The 16,703-nt window shown below is 73.9% G+C and carries 11 protein-coding genes, 1 pseudogene and 2 riboswitches; of the genes and pseudogenes, 9 read left to right on the top strand and 3 right to left on the bottom strand.

Annotated features, from left to right (window positions below; translation table 11 throughout):
- Together gcvT and SERN_RS03675 are read right to left on the bottom strand one after the other, a co-directional pair.
- Nucleotides 1–1,215, bottom strand: a complete 1,215-nt coding sequence (gene gcvT, locus SERN_RS03680) for a glycine cleavage system aminomethyltransferase GcvT (RefSeq protein WP_135848721.1) — start codon at nucleotides 1,213–1,215, stop codon at nucleotides 1–3.
- A gap of 39 nt (nucleotides 1,216–1,254) precedes the next feature.
- Nucleotides 1,255–1,379: riboswitch (glycine riboswitch) on the bottom strand.
- Nucleotides 1,380–1,485, bottom strand: a riboswitch (glycine riboswitch).
- A gap of 150 nt (nucleotides 1,486–1,635) precedes the next feature.
- Nucleotides 1,636–2,007 (bottom strand): PH domain-containing protein, encoded by a 372-nt coding sequence (locus SERN_RS03675; protein ID WP_135848720.1) that lies wholly within the window; start codon nucleotides 2,005–2,007, stop codon nucleotides 1,636–1,638.
- A 153-nt stretch (nucleotides 2,008–2,160) separates the two neighbouring features.
- On the opposite strand from SERN_RS03675, the gene SERN_RS03670 reads away from it, so the two are divergent.
- Genes SERN_RS03670 through SERN_RS03660 form a run of 3 tightly spaced genes read left to right on the top strand, consistent with a single transcriptional unit; the run spans nucleotide 2,161 to nucleotide 5,935 of the window.
- Nucleotides 2,161–3,672 (top strand): MFS transporter, encoded by a 1,512-nt coding sequence (locus SERN_RS03670; protein WP_135848719.1) that lies wholly within the window; start codon nucleotides 2,161–2,163, stop codon nucleotides 3,670–3,672.
- Nucleotides 3,673–3,700: 28 nt separating this feature from the next.
- A complete protein-coding gene (locus SERN_RS03665) occupies nucleotides 3,701–5,134 on the top strand; it encodes a M20/M25/M40 family metallo-hydrolase (protein WP_135848718.1) in 1,434 nt (477 codons plus the stop codon).
- A 6-nt stretch (nucleotides 5,135–5,140) separates the two neighbouring features.
- Complete coding sequence (locus SERN_RS03660) at nucleotides 5,141–5,935, top strand: MerR family transcriptional regulator (RefSeq protein WP_135849011.1); 795 nt, start codon at nucleotides 5,141–5,143, stop codon at nucleotides 5,933–5,935.
- Nucleotides 5,936–6,015: 80 nt separating this feature from the next.
- On the opposite strand, the pseudogene SERN_RS03655 reads toward SERN_RS03660, so the two are convergent.
- A pseudogene (locus tag SERN_RS03655) lies at nucleotides 6,016–6,705 on the bottom strand (DUF2268 domain-containing protein); the annotation flags it as partial.
- Nucleotides 6,706–6,989: 284 nt separating this feature from the next.
- On the opposite strand from SERN_RS03655, the gene ku reads away from it, so the two are divergent.
- The 6 genes from ku to SERN_RS03625 all read left to right on the top strand — a co-directional run bounded on the left by ku (nucleotide 6,990) and on the right by SERN_RS03625 (nucleotide 16,689).
- Complete coding sequence (gene ku, locus SERN_RS03650; protein ID WP_135848717.1) at nucleotides 6,990–7,838, top strand: non-homologous end joining protein Ku; 849 nt, start codon at nucleotides 6,990–6,992, stop codon at nucleotides 7,836–7,838.
- A complete protein-coding gene (gene ligD, locus SERN_RS03645) occupies nucleotides 7,838–10,030 on the top strand; it encodes a non-homologous end-joining DNA ligase (RefSeq protein ID WP_135848716.1) in 2,193 nt (730 codons plus the stop codon). Before ku ends, ligD begins: the two co-directional genes overlap by 1 nt.
- Nucleotides 10,031–10,120: 90 nt before the next feature.
- On the top strand, nucleotides 10,121–11,089 hold the full coding sequence (locus SERN_RS03640) for a phosphatase PAP2 family protein (protein WP_135848715.1): 969 nt from the start codon (nucleotides 10,121–10,123) through the stop codon (nucleotides 11,087–11,089).
- Nucleotides 11,090–11,235: 146 nt separating this feature from the next.
- Nucleotides 11,236–14,034, top strand: a complete 2,799-nt coding sequence (topA, locus tag SERN_RS03635) for a type I DNA topoisomerase (RefSeq protein ID WP_135849010.1) — start codon at nucleotides 11,236–11,238, stop codon at nucleotides 14,032–14,034.
- 165 nt (nucleotides 14,035–14,199) lie between these two features.
- The gene (locus SERN_RS03630; protein WP_135848714.1) at nucleotides 14,200–15,258 is read left to right on the top strand and encodes a Gfo/Idh/MocA family protein; all 1,059 of its coding nucleotides are present in this window, start codon (nucleotides 14,200–14,202) and stop codon (nucleotides 15,256–15,258) included.
- Nucleotides 15,259–15,267: 9 nt separating this feature from the next.
- Nucleotides 15,268–16,689 carry an LssY C-terminal domain-containing protein gene (locus SERN_RS03625; RefSeq protein WP_233251434.1) on the top strand — a complete coding sequence of 474 codons (1,422 nt, stop codon included), beginning with the start codon at nucleotides 15,268–15,270 and terminating at the stop codon, nucleotides 16,687–16,689.
- Nucleotides 16,690–16,703 lie beyond the last annotated feature (14 nt).

The following is a 16,703-nucleotide window of genomic DNA, read 5'->3' as shown; positions in this document are numbered from 1 at the left end:
TCAGGACTCCTTGGCGCGGCGGTAGAACGGCAGGGCGACGACCTCGCCCGGGACGGCGGTGCCGCGGACGTCGACGGCGAGCGCCGTACCGATCTCCGCGAGGTGGGGTGCCACGTAGGCCATGGCGATCGGGTGACCGAGGGTGGGGGACAGGACGCCGGAGGTGACGGTGCCGACGCGCTCGAGGGCCCCGTCGCCGCCGTCGGGCAGCACGACGGGGTAGTCGGCGCGGCCGGCACGGCGCCCGGTCAGGGCGATGCCGACCAGGACGGGCGCGTCGGCCGGCGGTCCGGCGAGGATCGCCTCGCGCCCGACGAAGTCGTCCTTCGCCGTGACGACGACGCGGCCGAGGCCCGCCTGAGCGGGCAGCGTGTCCAGGGACAGCTCGTGGCCGTACAGCGGCATCCCGGCCTCGAGGCGCAGCGTGTCGCGGCTCGCGAGGCCCGCGAGCACCAGTCCGTGGGGCGCCCCGACGGCGGAGATCGCCTCCCAGAGCTCGACCGCCCGCTCGGGGGCGACCGAGATCTCGAACCCGTCCTCGCCGGTGTAGCCGGTGCGGCTGAGCGTGATCGTCTCGCCGTCGAAGGCGCCGGGGGCGCTGCGGTAGTAGCGCAGGTCGGCGAGGGTCGCGCCCGAGGAGGCGTCGAGCGTGAGGCGCCCGGCGGCCGCGAGCCCCTCCAAGATCGCCTGCGCCCGCGGGCCCTGCACCGCGATCAGGGCGCGGTGGGTGTCGGTGACGACGACGTCGAAGGTGCGCTCCGCCGTCGTCGTCCGCTCGATCAGGGCGGCGAGAACGGCGTCGCGGTTGCCGGCGTTGGCGACCACGAGGTACGCGGTGGGCGCCGCTGGGTCTCGTGAGGCCGCCGCCTCGGGCGTGTGGGTGTTCGTGACGATGAGGTCGTCGACGATGCCGCCGGACGGCGCGAGCATCATCGTGTACTTCGACTGGAGCGGGGCGAGGGCGCTCATCCGGCCGGCGAGGGCGTGGTCGAGGAACGCGGCTGCGTCGGGGCCCTCGACGGAAAGCTGGCCCATGTGGGAGATGTCGAACAGGCCCGCGGTGGTGCGGACGGCGACGTGCTCGGCGACGTCGGAGGTGTACTTCACCGGCATGGACCAGCCCGCGAACGGGACCATGGTGGCGCCGGCGGCGACGTGGAGGTCGTGCAGCGGGGTGCGCAGGAGCGGGGCTGACGGAACGGTCGGGTCGGTCATCGGAGTCCTTCGACGGCGCGGCTGGTCGGGCCTTGCGGGACTCCCCCTCTGTCTCGGTTGCCTGAGAGATTCACCGCGCGCCGAGTGGTCTCGGGGCGCGGCTTTCACCGTGGGCGAGCGCCTCGACCCCCGCGGTCGGGGACGGGCGCTGCTCTCCAGAGTGGCCTCGCCGTGCGGTACGGGTACCTGAGAGATTGGCGGGGAGTGCTTGCTCCTTCGGTGCCCGGCGCCGCCTGCTGGCTGGCGACCGGACTCTCCCGCACGGTGATGGGGCCGGATGTTCAGTTGGACGTGCTGCGGTGCTGGGTCCGAGCCTACCGGCGCGGGGCCGCCGAGGGAGTGCACGTGCTCGTGGGGAGGATCGGCGGGCTCAGAGGCCGCCGATCCTCCCCACGAGCACCCGCGTGGACCCTCGGAGTGTCACGAGCTGCTGAGGACGGCCCAGGCGATCAGGCTGTCGAGGCGGCGGATGTCGACGTCCTTCGCGAGGCGCACCTTGATGTGACCGGCGCGCGTCCAGAGCTCCAGCTCGGAGTCCCGATCGAAGCGACCCGCATTCTCTGACGACCACATGTTGATCGAGGAGTAGGGGAGCGAGTAGATCTCGACCTTCTTCCCGGTCAGGCCCTGGGCGTCGCGGATGATCAGACGCTTCGTCGTGAAGACGGCGGAGTCGCGAAAGGTCTTGTAGGCCGCGACGGCTTGCTCACCCGGTGTCAGGAGGGGCGTCACGTCGTCGGGGATGGCGATCTCTCGCTGAAGGATCCAGGTCAGGATCGTCGCGGTTTCCACAGGTGCCTCGAATCGTCGGCGGGTCGGGGTCGACCCATCCTGCACGAGCTGCCCGTTCCGCCGATAGGCAGGCGCGGGGCACCGTCGTGCCGGTGGGGTCGAGGTTCCCGCCCCGGGGCGCGCTTTCCGCCCGCGGGTGCCACGATCAGCGGCATGACGAGCGAGCGCGGCCCCGAGCAGCCGAGCACCACCCCCCGCAGCATGAGGATCGCGGGCGGGGTCGTCGGCGCGCTCGTCGTCGTCGAGATCACCTCCGGCGTGCTGCAGGGCTACTACACGCCGCTGTTCACCGACGTCGCGCGCCGGCTCGGCATCAACGACGCCGACATCAACTGGCTCGAGGCGCTGCAGCTGCTCGTCTCCGCCATCGTCGTGCCGGTGCTCGCGCGGCTGGGCGACATCCTCGGCCACCGTCGCGTGCTCCTCGGGAGCCTCGCGGTGACGGCGCTGGCCTCGTGGGCCGTCGCCGTCGCCCCGACGTTCCCGCTGTTCCTGCTCGCGTGGTCGCTGCAGGGGTTCTACGTGGTGTGGCTGCCGCTGAACGTCGCGATCATCTACAGCCGCGCGCGCCGCCTGCGCGAGGCCGATCCGAGCGCCGACGTCCCGGCGACCACGCGCCGCGCGACCGGCGTCATCGTCGTCGCGCTGCAGGCCGGGGCGATCGGCGGCGCGCTCCTGGCGGGGCAGCTCGGCACGCTTCTGTCAGGCAACCTGACGGTCGTGCTCGCCGTGCCGGCGCTCCTGGTGACGGTCGCGCTCGTCGTCGTGTGGCGCCTCGTGCCGGACTCCGGCGAGCGTGCGGGCGGCGCGATCGACACGCGCGGCGCCGTCGTCCTCTCGCTCTCCCTCCTGGCCGTCACGGGCGGCCTGAGCCTGGTCAGGGTCGACGGCGTGACGATCTGGGTCGGTCTCCTCGTCGCGGTCGGGCTGCTGCTGGGCTGGCTCTTCGTCCGGCTCGAGCAGCGCACCGCCGCACCGCTCATCGACATCGCGCTCGTCCGCCGCCCGACCCTGTGGCCCGTCTTCCTCACGGCCGGCCTGTTCGGCGTCAGCGTGCTCGGCGCGCAGGGGCCGCTCTCCACGTTCGTCCGGACCGACCCGACCGTCCACGGATACGGGCTCGGCCTGACCTCGGCCACGGCCTCCTACGTGATCGGTGCGTACGTCTTCAGCCTGCTGATCGGCGCGGGACTGTTCGCCCGGATCTCGGCCGCCCTGACCCCGCGCGTGGTCCTGATCGCCGCGTCCGCGCTGGTCGCCGTCGGTTACCTCTCCCTCATCGGCCTGCACGGGAGCGTGGTCTCGGTCGTCGCGTGCATGGTGGTGGCGGGGCTCGGCTCCGGCGCTCTCGTCGCGGCGCTCCCCGCCGCGGCGGCGGCCGCGGCCCCGGCCGATCGGACCGCGATGGCCACCGGCCTGACCAACACCACCAAGACCGTCGGCGGGTCCTTCGCGAGCTCGGCCTTCGCGCTGGCGCTCGCGAGCGGTGTGGTGGTGGCGGGCGCGGGTGCGCCGGGGGTGGCCGACGCCGGAACGGCCGCCTCGATGTCGGGCTACGTCACGGTGTGGGCGATCTGCGGCGGGACGGCGATCCTCGCGATCGTCGCGCTGCTCACCGTCCCGAAGGTCGCGTTCACGGCCGTGCCGGCCGACGCCGTCGCCTGATCGCTCGCGGGCTGGGAGGCTGGAACCCATGAGCGACGACGACGTCACCACCGCCCGCCGCCTGGCCGACCGTCTCGCGCGTCTGGTGCGCGTCCCGACGGTCACCCCGGCCGACGACGGCCCCCTCGGCCCCGAGGACGCGCGCGTCTTCGGCGAGCTCCGGGAGCTCCTGGGCGAGCTCTACCCGCGCGTGTGCGCGGCGGCGGAGGTCGACGTCGTCGGACGCGCGGGGCTGCTCCTGCGCGTCCCCGGGCGGGGCGGAGACGGCGGGGGCGCGACGGCGCTCGGCCCGGTCGTGCTGATGGCGCACCAGGACGTGGTGCCCGCGCCGCGCGGGAACGCGGGCGAGGACTGGGCCGGCGAGGGCTGGTCGCACGAGCCGTTCGCCGGGGTCGTGGCCCCCGACGGCGCCGGCGAGCTGACCGTCCACGGCCGCGGCACGCTGGACGACAAGGGCGCGCTGCTCGTCACGCTCGAGGCCGTGGAGGACCTGCTCGGCGAGGGCTGGCGTCCGCACGCCGACCTCTGGCTCCTGCTCGGGGCTGACGAGGAGCGCGAGGGTCCGTCGGCGGTAGCCGCCGTCGCGCTGCTCGCGGCACGGGGCGTCGAGCCCGCGCTCGTGGTCGACGAGGGCGGCGCCGTCGTGACCGGCGCGTTCCCCGGGCTGCGGCGGCCGATGGCGGCCGTCGGCATCGCGGAGAAGGGCGTCGTCACGCTCGAGATCGTCGTCGAGGGCGACCCCCGCCACGCGGGGCACGCCTCGACCCCACCGCGGCGTGGTGTGGTGCCGGCGCTGGGGCGCGCGCTCGACGCGCTCGAGCGGACGCCGCACCCCGCCGTCGTCGACGACGTCACCGTCGCGATGTTCGCAGCCGTCGCGCCGCACGTCCCGCCCCCGCTGCGGTGGCTGCTGGCGCGCGCCGATCGCCTGCGGGCGCCGCTCGCGCGCCTCCTGCCGCTGCTCGGCGGCGAGATCGCCGCCATGGTCCGCACGACGACGACCGCCACCGTCCTGCGGGGGTCGTCCGCGGCGAACGTGATCGCGGCGCGTGCGAGCGCCGTCGTCAACATGCGCGTGGCGACGTCGTCCACGGCTGCCGACGCGACGGCGCACGTGGAGCGGGTGGTGGCGCGCGCCGTCGGCCGCCGTGGGCCGAGCGTGAGCGTGCGCGTGCTGGACGCGAGCGAGCCGACCCCGGCCTCGCCGCTCGACGACGAGCGCTGGGCCCTCGTCAGCGGCGCCGTCACCCACGCCTACCCCGACGCCGTCGTGGCCCCGTACACGATGCTCGCCGCGAGCGACGCCCGGCACGTGGCCAGGATCGCCCCCGCCGTCTACCGGTTCTCGCCGCTGCGGATGACGGCGGCGCAGCGGTCCTCGATCCACGGCGTGGACGAGAACGTGGCGGCGTCCTCGCTCGTGGCGGGTGTGCGGTTCTACCGGCACCTGCTGGCCGGCTGAGACGCCGTGGTCGACGACGAGGCGCGCACCGTGGGCGCGGTCGCGCACGCGCTCGGGGTGAGTGTGCGGACGCTCCACCACTGGGACGAGCTCGGGGTGGCGACGCCGTCGACTCGCACCGCCGGCGGCTACCGCGCCTACCTCCCGGCGGACGTCGCGCGGGCGCGGCGCGTGCTCCTGCTGCGCGATCTGGGCGTGCCGCTCGCTCGAATCCCGGCGCTCATGACGGCGACGGCGGCGCAGCGTCGGACCGAGCTGGTGCGGCGTCGCGCCGAGCTGGACGAGCGGATCAAACGGCTCCAGGAGGTCGCGGCCGGCGTCGAGGCCGTGCTCGAGGCCGACGAGAAGGGCGTGCTGCTGTCGGACGCGGAGGCCGCCGAGGCGTTCGGGCCGACGTGGGACCCGGCCTGGAGCGAGCAGGCCAGGGAGCGCTGGGGCGACACGGCGCAGTGGGCGGAGCACGCCGAGCGGTCGGCGGGTCGAGGCGCGCGGGAGTGGGCCGACGTCGTCGAGGCCGTGCGGGAGGTGCTCCGGGTGATGGCGGCGGCCAGGACCGCGGGTGTCCGTCCCGAGGACGCCGCGGCGGTGGCGCTGGCCGAGCGGCACCGGGCCGCGATGGGCGAGCACTTCCACGTGACGCCGTCGATGCACGTGGTCCTGGGCCGCACGTACGTGAGCGAGCCGGGCTTCACCCGGGAGATCGAGGCGGTCCAGGAGGGGCTGACCGCCTGGCTGCTGGCCGCGATCGAGGCCGCTGCACGGGCGCGCGGCGTGGACCCGGCCACGGCCGGGTGGGAGTAGCCCGGCGGGGAGCGGCTCGGCGGCGGTCGAGCCGACTCAGTCGCGCCCGACGCCGGGAGGGCGACGGCGAGGATCTCGCGGCTGGGCACGTGCAGGGCCTGCGACGCCGTCGTGCCCGTCGCGGCGAGGTAGGCGTCGACCAGCCGGTTCCCGACGGCGTAGCCCGCCCCGGTCGGCAGCCCGACCGGCTCCGCGCCGAAGCGTGCGGCGGCCTCGTCGCCGTGCACCCACGCCACGAAGTGCTGCATGCCGCCCACGTCCAGGCCGTCGATCACGCGGTCCAGGACGGCGTCGTCGCGCAGGTGCGGCAGGCCGATCGGGGTCGAACCGGTGTCGCCGTGGAGCTCGCGCGCGAACGCGTCGGCGAGCCCCTCGGAGACGATCTGCTCCCCGACCACGACGCTCGCGGGGTCCCACACGACGCCGCCCGGGGCGTAGCGCAGGTTGTGGTTCAGCTCGTGGACGGCCGCCGCCTCCAGACGGTCGAGGTTCTCCGGCGTCGGCAGCAGCGTGAGGGAGAGGTGGCCGGTCGCGCTGCCGTTGCCGCTGAAGCTGCGGATCGGACCGGTGAAGTAGGCGTCGTCGGGGTCGCCCAGGACCAGCAGGACGGTCAGGTCGGGCACGGTGATGCCCGGGAGCACCGAGACCTGGTGGGCGACGGCGTCCACCAGGGCGCGCTCGACACGGCCCCAGGCGTCGGCGTCGCGCAGCGCTCCCAGCGCCTCGCGGGTGTCCTCCAGGCTGCGGTCCAGCGGGAACCCGAAGGACATCGCGTGCATCGCGACGAGGTCGACGTCGCCCGGGAAGTAGCGGTACATGCCCGCGGCCGGGGCGAGCACGCGGCGCAGGACCTCGGGGCGATCGGCCTCGGGGGCGTCGAGGACGGACTGCATCCCGGTGGCGGTGTCGAGCACGGTGATCGTCATGGTGGGGACGCTAGGGGCTCACGCTGCGTGAGGGTCAAGCGTGTGCGTGGTCCGGGACCACGGACGTCTCCACCGGCCGTTTCAGCTCGACCGTTCCCTCGGGCTCCCCGCCGCGCCACAATGGCCGGATGCGATCCATCTGGAAGGGCTCACTCGCCTTCGGCCTGGTGAACGTGCCGGTCAAGGTCTACTCGGCGACCGAGGACCACGACGTCTCCTTCCACCAGGTGCACGCCGAGGACGGCGGTCGCATCCGCTACCAGCGGCGCTGCGAGGTGTGCGGCGAGGTCGTCACCTACGACCAGATCGCCAAGGCCTACGACTCCGAGGACGGTCAGCGCGTCGTCCTCACCGACGAGGACTTCGCCACGCTGCCGGCCCAGGCCAAGCACGAGATCGAGGTGCTGCAGTTCGTGCCGAACGAGCAGATCGACCCGATCCTGCTCGACAAGAGCTACTACCTCGAGCCCGACTCCCGCTCGCCGAAGGCGTACGCGCTGCTGCGTCGCACGCTCGAGGAGACCGACCGCACCGCGATCGTGCACTTCGCGCTGCGCAACAAGACCCGCCTGGCGGCCTTGCGCGTGCGCGACGACGTCCTCGTGGTCCAGACGATGATCTGGCCCGACGAGGTCCGCACCGCCGAGTTCTCGGCGCTCGACGAGCAGCCCGACATCTCCGACAAGGAGCTGGCGATGTCCGCCAGCCTGGTGGAGTCGATGGCCGAGGACTTCGACGCGAGCGCGTTCACCGACGACTACACCGCTCAGCTGCGCCAGCTCATCGACGACAAGCTCACCGGTGGGGAGTCCTTCACCGCCGTCGAGACGGAGGACGAGCCGGCCGACGTCGTCGACCTCGTCGCCGCGCTGCGCAAGAGCGTGGAGGACCGCAAGAAGGCGCGCGAGGCCGCGACGAAGGCCGAGGAGAAGCCCGCGAAGAAGGCTCCGGCCAAGAAGTCCGCCAAGGCGTCCTAGTGCCGAGCGGCTCGGGCTCGGGGGCGGGTGCCGCGCAGGCGGTCCGCGTCGGCGAGCGCACGGTTCGCCTCACCAACCCGGACAAGGTGCTGTTTCCCGGCGACCCCGCGGGCGACGCCGCCCATCCCACCACCAAGGCCGAGCTCGTCGAGTACTACTGGCGGATCGCGCCCGTGATGCTCCCGCACCTCGCCGGACGACCCGTCACCCGCAAGCGCTGGCCGCACGGCACCGGCCCGGTCCGCGGCAGGGACGCCGATCCGTTCTTCACCAAGAACCTCGACTCCGGCACGCCCGACTGGGTCCCGCGCGCCACGATCGTGCACCACGAGCGCCCGGTCACCTACCCGCTCGCGACCGAGGACGCCGTGCTGGTCTGGTGCGCGCAGATGGCGAGCATCGAGCTGCACGTGCCGCAGTGGCGCCTCCCGCCGGCGGTGATCGAGGGCCGGCGCAGCCTCGTGCTCGACGACGCCGACACCCGCCCCGATCGGCTGGTCGTCGACCTCGACCCGGGCCCCGGCGTCGGGCTGGAGGAGTGCTGCGAGGTGGCGCTCGCGGCGCGCGAGCTGCTCGACGACGTCGGGTTCGCGTGCGTCCCCGTCACCTCCGGGAGCAAGGGGATCCACCTGTACGCGGCGCTCGACGGCGTGAGCTCGGCCGCGGCCAGCGCCTTCGCGGCGGAGCTCGCCGCCTCGCTGGTGGCGGAGCTCCCGAAGCTCGCGCTGATGCAGATGAAGCGCGACCTGCGCGAGGGCAAGGTGTTCGTCGACCACACGCAGAACAACGCCGCCAAGACGACCGTCTCGCCGTACTCGGTGCGCGGCCGCCTCGAACCCTGGGTCGCGGCGCCGCGGTCCTGGGAGGAGATCGAGGCGGGTGGGCTGCGCCAGCTGCTGATGGCAGAGGTGCTGGAGCGCGCGCAGGACGGCGACCTGTTCACGGCCCTCCTGCCGGCCGATGCCGCCTCGGACGACGGCGACGGCGGCGCCGCGCGCGTCCCGCACCCGCCCGTCACGTTCGTCGCTCCCGCTCCCGCTCCCGCGCCCGCCGCTGCGAGCGGCGCACCCGGCGCGGTTCCCGACGACAACGCTCCGGCGGCGCAGGACCGCTCGCCGTCCGCGGCCCACGACGGCGAGCGCGCCGCTCACAGCGGCGGTCCTCGGACGGCCGGTGCCCGGAGCTCCCTCGGGAAGGTGCCGACTCCGATGCTCGCCACCTCCTTCGACCCGATCACGCACGCCGAGCTCGACCCCGAGCGGTGGTCGTTCGAGCCGAAGTGGGACGGCTACCGCGCGATCGCCGCGCTGCGCGACGGAACCGTCCGGCTCGTCGGCCGCTCCGGACGCGACCTGACCTCCGAGTTCCCCGGCCTCGCCGTCGTCCCCGAGGCCCTCACCGACCACGACGGCCTCCTCGACGCCGAGATCGTCGCTCTCCGTGACGGCCGACCGAGCTTCCACGCGCTGCAGGAGCACGGCACCGCGCCGCGCCCGCCGCTGCGGCTCGTCGTGTTCGACGTGCTCGAGCTCGACGGCGTCGACCTCACGGCCCAGCCGCTCAGCGCCCGCGCGGAGATCCTCGAGGTGCTCGACCTCCCGTCCGCCGACATCGGGGCGAGCGCGGGGCTCGGCGACGGCGACGCCGGCTGGCTGCGCAGCCCGACCCTGCCCGGCACGCTCGATCAGGCGCTCGCGGCGACGGCCTCCGTCGAGGGGGAGGGCGTGATGGCCAAGCGGCTCGACTCGCCCTACCGGCCCGGGAGGCGCAGTCCCGCGTGGGTGAAGGTGAAGCACCAGGCCGAGGCGCGCGTCGTCGTCGGTGGCTGGCGGCCGGGGCAGGGTCGACGCGACGGCGGCATCGGTTCCCTCCTGCTGGGTGTGCGCGACGGCGATGAGCACGACGGCGACGCCGCCCTCCGCTACGTCGGCAAGGTCGGGACGGGCTTCACCGACGCCGAGCTCGACCGCCTTCTGGCCCTCCTCGGGCCGCTGCGCACGGGCGAGAACCCGTTCACGACGCCGGTGCCCGCCGTCGAGGCCCGCGTCGCCGTCTGGGTGCGGCCCGAGGTCGAGGGCGAGGTCACGTTCGACTCCTGGACCCCCGACGGCTCGCTCCGTGCCGCGCGCTGGCGCGGTCTCGCGGCGCAGGACCGACCGCAGGACCGGCCGCGGGACCGATCGCGTGACTGACCGCCCTCTTCACCGGATCTCCCCGGGGCGAGGCCCAGCTCCGCGCGGGTCGAGCGCCCGGCCACCTCGCGGCCGATCTACCGTAGTTTCATGAGCATGGTCCAGCACGCGCCGCCCGACGGCGGGCAGCCGTTCGGCGGCACGCACCCCGGTGGGGGTGCGTACGACGCGCAGCGCGGCCCAGCCGGCCCCGCCCGCCCGGTCAACCCCCAGCGCGCGACCCGGTGGGTCTGGAGCCTGGTCGGGGCGATCGTGGCGGGGGTCGCCGTCGCCGGACTGGCCCGCTGCTTCGTCGGCAGCGCCGCGGGACTGTGGGTGGACGAGCTCGCGTTCGTCGGCTCGGAGCGCGGACGCGACCAGCTCGAACCCATCAGCCACGTCGTGCTGTCGGTCGTGAGCGTGCCGTTCCTGGTCGTCGCGATGATCGCGGTCGTCGCGATCGCCCTGGCGCGCCGGCGGTGGGGCGACGCCGCGCGTGCCGTCATCGTCGTGGTCGGGGCCAACCTCTTCACGCAGGTGTTCAAGAAGATGGTCGAGCGCCCCGACCTCGCGGGCATGCCCTCCCTGGACAACTCCCTCCCCAGCGGCCACACGACGGTCGCGGCCTCGGTCTCCGCCGTCGCGCTGCTCGTCGCCCCGCGGGCCGCGAGGCCGTTCGTCGCCATCCTCGGCGGCGCCTACACGGCGGCCACCGCCGTCGCCACGATGTCCCTCGGCTGGCACCGGCCCTCCGACGTGATCGCGGCCATCGCCGTCGTGACCGCCTGGACGCTCCTGATCATGGTGCCGGGCAGCGGTCGCCGGGCCGACGGCTTCCCGGGATCGCCCGGCCGCGTCGCGGCCTCGCTGGTGCTCGGCGGCGTCGCGATCGGTGGCATCGCCGTCGGCGTCGTGACGCTCCTGACGACCCTGGCCGGCGTCGACCTCGCCGCCACGTACACGGAGGCCCGCGACGCGTTCGACGGCGCCGGGCTCCTGCTCGCCTACGGGGGGTCGGCGGCCGCCGTCGTCGGCTGCGCGGCCGCGTCGGCGTGGGCCCAGCTGCTCGCCCGCCGCTGACGCCGGCGCGGGACGTCGCCCACACGCGAGACGGGTCGGCTTGCGCCCCCACCGCGGCTTCGGGGTAGCGTGCGCCACGGACCCGTCCTCGCACCATCACTGCCGACGTCCTCCCCGGGACGCCGGTGCCAGCACCGGAAGGCCCCCTGTTGCCCAAGCTCGTCATCGTCGAGTCGCCCACCAAGGCGCGCACCATCACGCCGTTCCTCGGCTCGGACTACGAGGTCGAGGCCAGCGTGGGGCACATCCGCGACCTCCCGCAGCCGAGCGAGCTGCCGGCGGAGATGAAGAAGGGGCCGTACAAGAAGTTCGCGGTCAACGTCGAGGACGGCTTCGACCCCTACTACGTGGTGGACGCCGACAAGAAGAAGAAGGTCGCCGAGCTCAAGCGCAAGCTCAAGGACGCCGACGAGCTCTACCTCGCCACGGATGAGGACCGCGAGGGCGAGGCCATCGCGTGGCACCTCCTGCAGGTGCTCGACCCCAAGGTCCCCGTCAAGCGCATGGTGTTCCACGAGATCACCCGCGAGGCGATCGTCCGGGCGCTCGACGCCACGCGCGAGCTCGACACCCGCCTCGTCGACGCGCAGGAGACCCGCCGCATCCTCGACCGTCTCTACGGCTACGAGGTCTCACCGGTCCTGTGGCGCAAGATCGGCCCCGGCCTGTCCGCGGGTCGGGTGCAGTCGGTCGCGACCCGCCTCGTCGTCGAGCGCGAGCGCGAGCGCATGGCATTCCGCAGCGCGTCCTACTGGGACGTCTCCGGCGAGTTCACCGGAGGACGCGGCGAGACCGCGGGCACCGCGTTCAACGCCCGCCTGACGAGCGTCGGCGGCACGCGCGTGGCCACGGGCCGCGACTTCGACGACGTCGGGCAGCTCAAGGGGCGCACGGGCGGTGTCGTCCACCTCGACTCCGCCGGTGCGCACGGTCTGGTCGAGGCGCTCGGCGGCGCGAGCTTCACCGTCTCCTCGGTGGAGACGAAGCCGTACACGCGCCGTCCGGCCGCGCCGTTCACCACCTCCACGCTGCAGCAGGAGGCGAGCCGCAAGCTCCGCATGAACAGCCGGGCCGCGATGCGGACCGCGCAGTCGCTGTACGAGAACGGCTACATCACCTACATGCGTACCGACTCGGTGACGCTGTCGACCGAGGCCGTCTCGGCCGCGCGCCGCCAGGCCGCCGACCTCTACGGCGCGGAGTACGTGCCGGAGAAGCCGCGCGTCTACGCCAACAAGAGCAAGAACGCGCAGGAGGCGCACGAGGCGATCCGCCCCGCCGGCGACCACTTCCGCACGCCGGCGCAGGTCGCCAAGGCGCTCTCGGGTGACGAGTTCCGGCTGTACGAGCTGATCTGGAAGCGCACGGTCGCCTCGCAGATGTCGGATGCGCGCGGCTCCACCGCCTCCATCCGGATGCAGGCCGGCACGACGGCGGAGATCACCTCCGCCACGGCCGGCACGCTCGCGACCGGCACGACGGCGGAGTTCTCCGCCTCGGGCACCGTCATCACCTTCCGCGGCTTCCTCGCCGCGTACGAGGAGGGCAAGGACGCCGGCCGCTACGAGGACGGCGCCGACGCCGCGGCCAAGGGTGAGGACAAGGGCGCCTCGCGCCTGCCCGACGTCCGGGAGGGCGACGGCGTCGCGAACGGTCCGCTCACGGCCGACGGCCACGAGACCTCGCCGCCCCCGCGCTACACCGAGGCGTCGCTGACCGCCGCCCTCGAGGAGCGCGGCATCGGCCGCCCCTCGACCTACGCCGCGACGATCGGCGTGATCGTGGACCGCGGCTACGTGCTGCGCCGCGGACAGGCGCTGTTCCCGAGCTGGCTCGCGTTCTCGGTCGTGCGGCTGCTCGAGGAGCACTTCGGCTCGCTCGTGGACTACGACTTCACGGCCAGCATGGAGTCCGACCTGGACCGCATCGCGGCCGGCAGCCAGGACCGCGTGGAGTGGCTGACGCAGTTCTACTACGGCGTGGGCGACGCGCCCGGTCTGTCGGGCCTGGTCAACGACCTCGGCGACATCGACGCGCGCGACATCAACTCCATCCCGGTCGGCGACGGCATCACGCTGCGCGTCGGGCGGTACGGCCCCTACCTCGAGGGCACCGGCGCCGACGGGACGGCGCTGCGCGCCTCCGTCCCCGAGGACGTCGCCCCCGACGAGCTGACGACCGAACGCGCTCGGGAGCTGCTCGAGACGCAGTCCGACGGCGACATCGAGCTCGGCGTCGACCCCGCCACGGGGCTGCAGGTCGTCGCGAAGAACGGCCGCTACGGGCCGTACGTCACCGAGGTCATCCCCGACCCGCCTGCCGCCGAGGAGCCTGCTGCTCCCGCCGGGGGCACCGACGGCGCAGCGAAGCCGAAGCGGAAGAAGGCCCCCGCGAAGGCGAAGCCCCGTACCGGCTCGCTGCTGCAGTCGATGTCGCTCGACACCATCACGCTCGAGCAGGCGCTGCAGCTGATGTCGCTGCCGCGCGTGGTCGGCACGGACGCCGAGGGCGTCGAGATCACCTCCCAGAACGGTCGCTACGGCCCGTACCTGAAGAAGGGCACGGACTCCCGCTCGCTGACCTCCGAGGAGCAGATCTTCGACATCACGCTCGAGGAGGCGCTGGCGATCTACGCCCAGCCGAAGCAGCGCGGCCGCGCCTCCGCGACGCCGCCGCTGCGCGAGCTGGGGGTGGACCCGGTCAGCGAGAAGCCGGTAGTCGTCAAGGACGGTCGGTTCGGTCCGTACGTCACCGACGGCACGACCAACGCCACCCTGCGCAAGGAGGACGAGGTCGAGGCGATCACCCCCGAGCGCGGCTTCGAGCTGCTCGCGGAGAAGCGCGCGAAGGGGCCGGCCAAGAAGCCGGCGGCCCGCAAGCCCGCCGCGCGCAAGCCGGCGGCCAAGAAGCCCGCTGCGAAGAAGGCCCCCGCCAAGAAGGCCTGACCCCGCGCGGCGCTCGCCACCGCGCCGCACGTCGCGCGCGGCAAGGTGGTGTGCGGAGGTGGCTGGGCTCGCTGGGGGTGGGCGTCCCCTCCCTGGACGAGGGACCGTCCGCCCTCGATGAGGACGCCCGGACCTCCCGCCCCGCCCGCGGCATAGGCTTGCCGTGTGACCGACGCCACCGCTGCCGCCCCGTCCACCGCCGACCCTGCCCTTGCCCCGGCGAGCGCCTACCCCGACCCGAGGGACGCCCCCGCGATCCGGTGGGGCATCCTCGCGGCCGGCGGCATCGCCAGGAAGTTCGCCACCGACATCCCGGCGCACACCGCGTCCACGATCGCCGCCGTCGGGTCGCGGAGCGCCGACCGCGCGGCCGCGTTCGCCGCCGAGATGGACGTGCCCCGCTCGTACGGCTCCTACGAGGAGCTCGTCGCCGATCCCGAGATCGACGCGATCTACGTCGCCTCCCCGCACTCCGAGCACCGCGACCACGCGCTGCTGGCGCTGAACGCGGGCAAGCCCGTGCTCGTGGAGAAGGCCGTCACGCGCAACGCCGCCGAGGCGCGCGAGATCTTCGATGTCGCCGCCTCCCGCGGCCTGTTCGCGATGGAGGCGATGTGGGCACGGTTCCTGCCCAGCTACCGCGCGACCGTCGACGCCGTCGCCGCCGGGGCGATCGGTGACGTCATCTCGCTCACGGCGCTGCACGGCCAGAACATCCCGGGTGGTCCCGAGCACCGGCTGTGGAACCCGGACCTCGCGGGCGGCGCGCTGCTGGACCTCGGCGTCTACCCGATCTCGTTCGCGCACGCCGTGCTCGGCGTCCCGGATGAGGTGCACGCCTACGGCGAGCTGTCCGACCTCGGGGTCGACAAGGCCGAGACCGTGGTGCTGCGCTACGGGCAGCGCGCGGTGGCCGTCGCGACGTCCTCGATGGAGACGGCGATGCTCAACAACGCGACCGTCGCCGGCACCGAGGGGCGGATCGACCTCGACCCCACCTTCTACAACCCCACCGACGTCCACCTCTCGCTGCTCGACGGCACGCGCCAGGACGTCTCCGGGCGTCTCCCCGGCGGGTTCCAGTTCCAGGCCGCCGAGGCCGCGCGGCAGATCGTCGCGGGCGAGACCAGCTCGCCGCTCATGACGTGGCAGGCCTCCGTCGAGGTCATGGAGATCATGGACGAGGTGCGCCGCCAGCTCGGCGTCGTCTACCCGGGCGAGTAGGTCGCCGCAGTGCCTGCCGTCACTCCCGCGGCCGTCCGGCTCCCCGGACGGCTGCGGCAGGGGCTGGACGCCTTCTTCTTCGTCCTCGCGGGGCTGGCCGCCGCGTGGCTCGCCGTGCTCGTCGTCTCCGACGCGTGGGGCCGCGGCTGGTGGGCCCTGCCCGGTCTGGTCCTGTTCTGGATCCTGCTGGCCTACCTGGTCCTCCCGCGGCTGCACCGCATCCTCACCGACGTCTACGTCCCCGCGTACTTCATCGGTCGCACCCGGACGAGCGACGGACTTCTGGGCGACCCCGTCAACCTGTCCGTCCTCGGGCCCGAGGACGTGCTGCACGACGTCATGAACCGTGCGGGCTGGATCCGGGCCGACGACGTCACGCTGCGCTCCAGCTGGCGCATCGTGACGACCACGCTCTCCCGTCGCAGCTATGCGCGGGCACCGGTCAGCCCGCTGTTCCTCTTCGGCCGGCAGCAGGACTTCGCCTACCAGCAGGAGGTCGACGGGAATCCCGCCAAGCGCCACCACGTCCGGTTCTGGCGCTGCCCGCCGGGGTGGCTGCTCCCCGGTGGCACCCGGGTGGACTGGCTCGCAGCGGGGACCTTCGACCGCGCGGTCGGACTCTCGCTGTTCACGCTCCAGGTGACGCACCGGATCGAGGCGGACATCGACGTCGAGCGCGACCACGTCGTCGCCTCGGTGCGCGCGGGGGTGCCCGACGTGACCGTCCACCTCCTCCAGGACTTCGCCGCGGGCTACCACTCCCGCAACGGTGGGGGTGACTCGGTCCGGACCGACGGCGATCTCCCCGTGATCGTGCTGCCCGTCGCGGAGGGATCGCCGCCGGTGCCTCGGCCGACCAGGGTGGTGCAGCTCCGCGACGAGCCCCAGGACAGCGCGACCGCCTCCGCCGAGCGGCGCAAGCGCCCGGCGTTCGAGGGCGTGCGCGACGACGACCTCCTCGACCGGCGTCCGGACGGGGGAGTCCGCCGGATCGCCCGCCCCTCGACGATCCTGTTCGGGGTCGTGGCGACCTACGTGCGCGCTCTCGTCCTGGCGGCCACGGTCGTCGAGCTGGTGATCACCGGTCCGGCGGGTTTCGCGGCCGCCACGGGTGGGGACGCGACGGCTGTGGTGCTGCCGGGCTCGTCGTGGACCATCACCGTCGTGGCCGGTGCGGTGGCCGCCGTCGTGCCCGCCGTCCTCGCGACGCTGGTGCTGCGCGGCGTCGACCTGGCCAGGGTGCTGGTGCTCGTGTCGGGCTGCGTCTCGCTGTCGGCCCTCTTCGCCACGTGGGTGTCCAGCGGCGCCGGCCCTCTGGTGGGAGCGGCTCTCCTCGTGACACCGCTCGACATCCTGACGCTGCTCGCGCTCTCGGGACGACCGGCGCGCGAGTTCTGCCGCCCGGTCGCGGCGCCCGCTCCCGTCCGGTAGCAGGCGAGCCGCCA

It is taken from the genome of Serinibacter arcticus, from assembly GCF_004786095.1.
Taxonomy (GTDB): domain Bacteria; phylum Actinomycetota; class Actinomycetes; order Actinomycetales; family Beutenbergiaceae; genus Litorihabitans; species Litorihabitans arcticus.
Note: the sequence above shows the minus strand (reverse complement) of the source record. Positions and strands in the feature narration are given on the sequence as shown.

Coding starts and splice junctions, on each gene's coding strand:
- SERN_RS03665 (WP_135848718.1), top strand. CDS start 3,701: ATGAGCGACGACGACGTCACCACCGCCCGCCGCCTGGCCGACCGTCTC.
- gcvT (WP_135848721.1), bottom strand. CDS start 1,215: ATGACCGACCCGACCGTTCCGTCAGCCCCGCTCCTGCGCACCCCGCTG.
- SERN_RS03670 (WP_135848719.1), top strand. CDS start 2,161: ATGACGAGCGAGCGCGGCCCCGAGCAGCCGAGCACCACCCCCCGCAGC.
- ku (WP_135848717.1), top strand. CDS start 6,990: ATGCGATCCATCTGGAAGGGCTCACTCGCCTTCGGCCTGGTGAACGTG.
- SERN_RS03640 (WP_135848715.1), top strand. CDS start 10,121: ATGAGCATGGTCCAGCACGCGCCGCCCGACGGCGGGCAGCCGTTCGGC.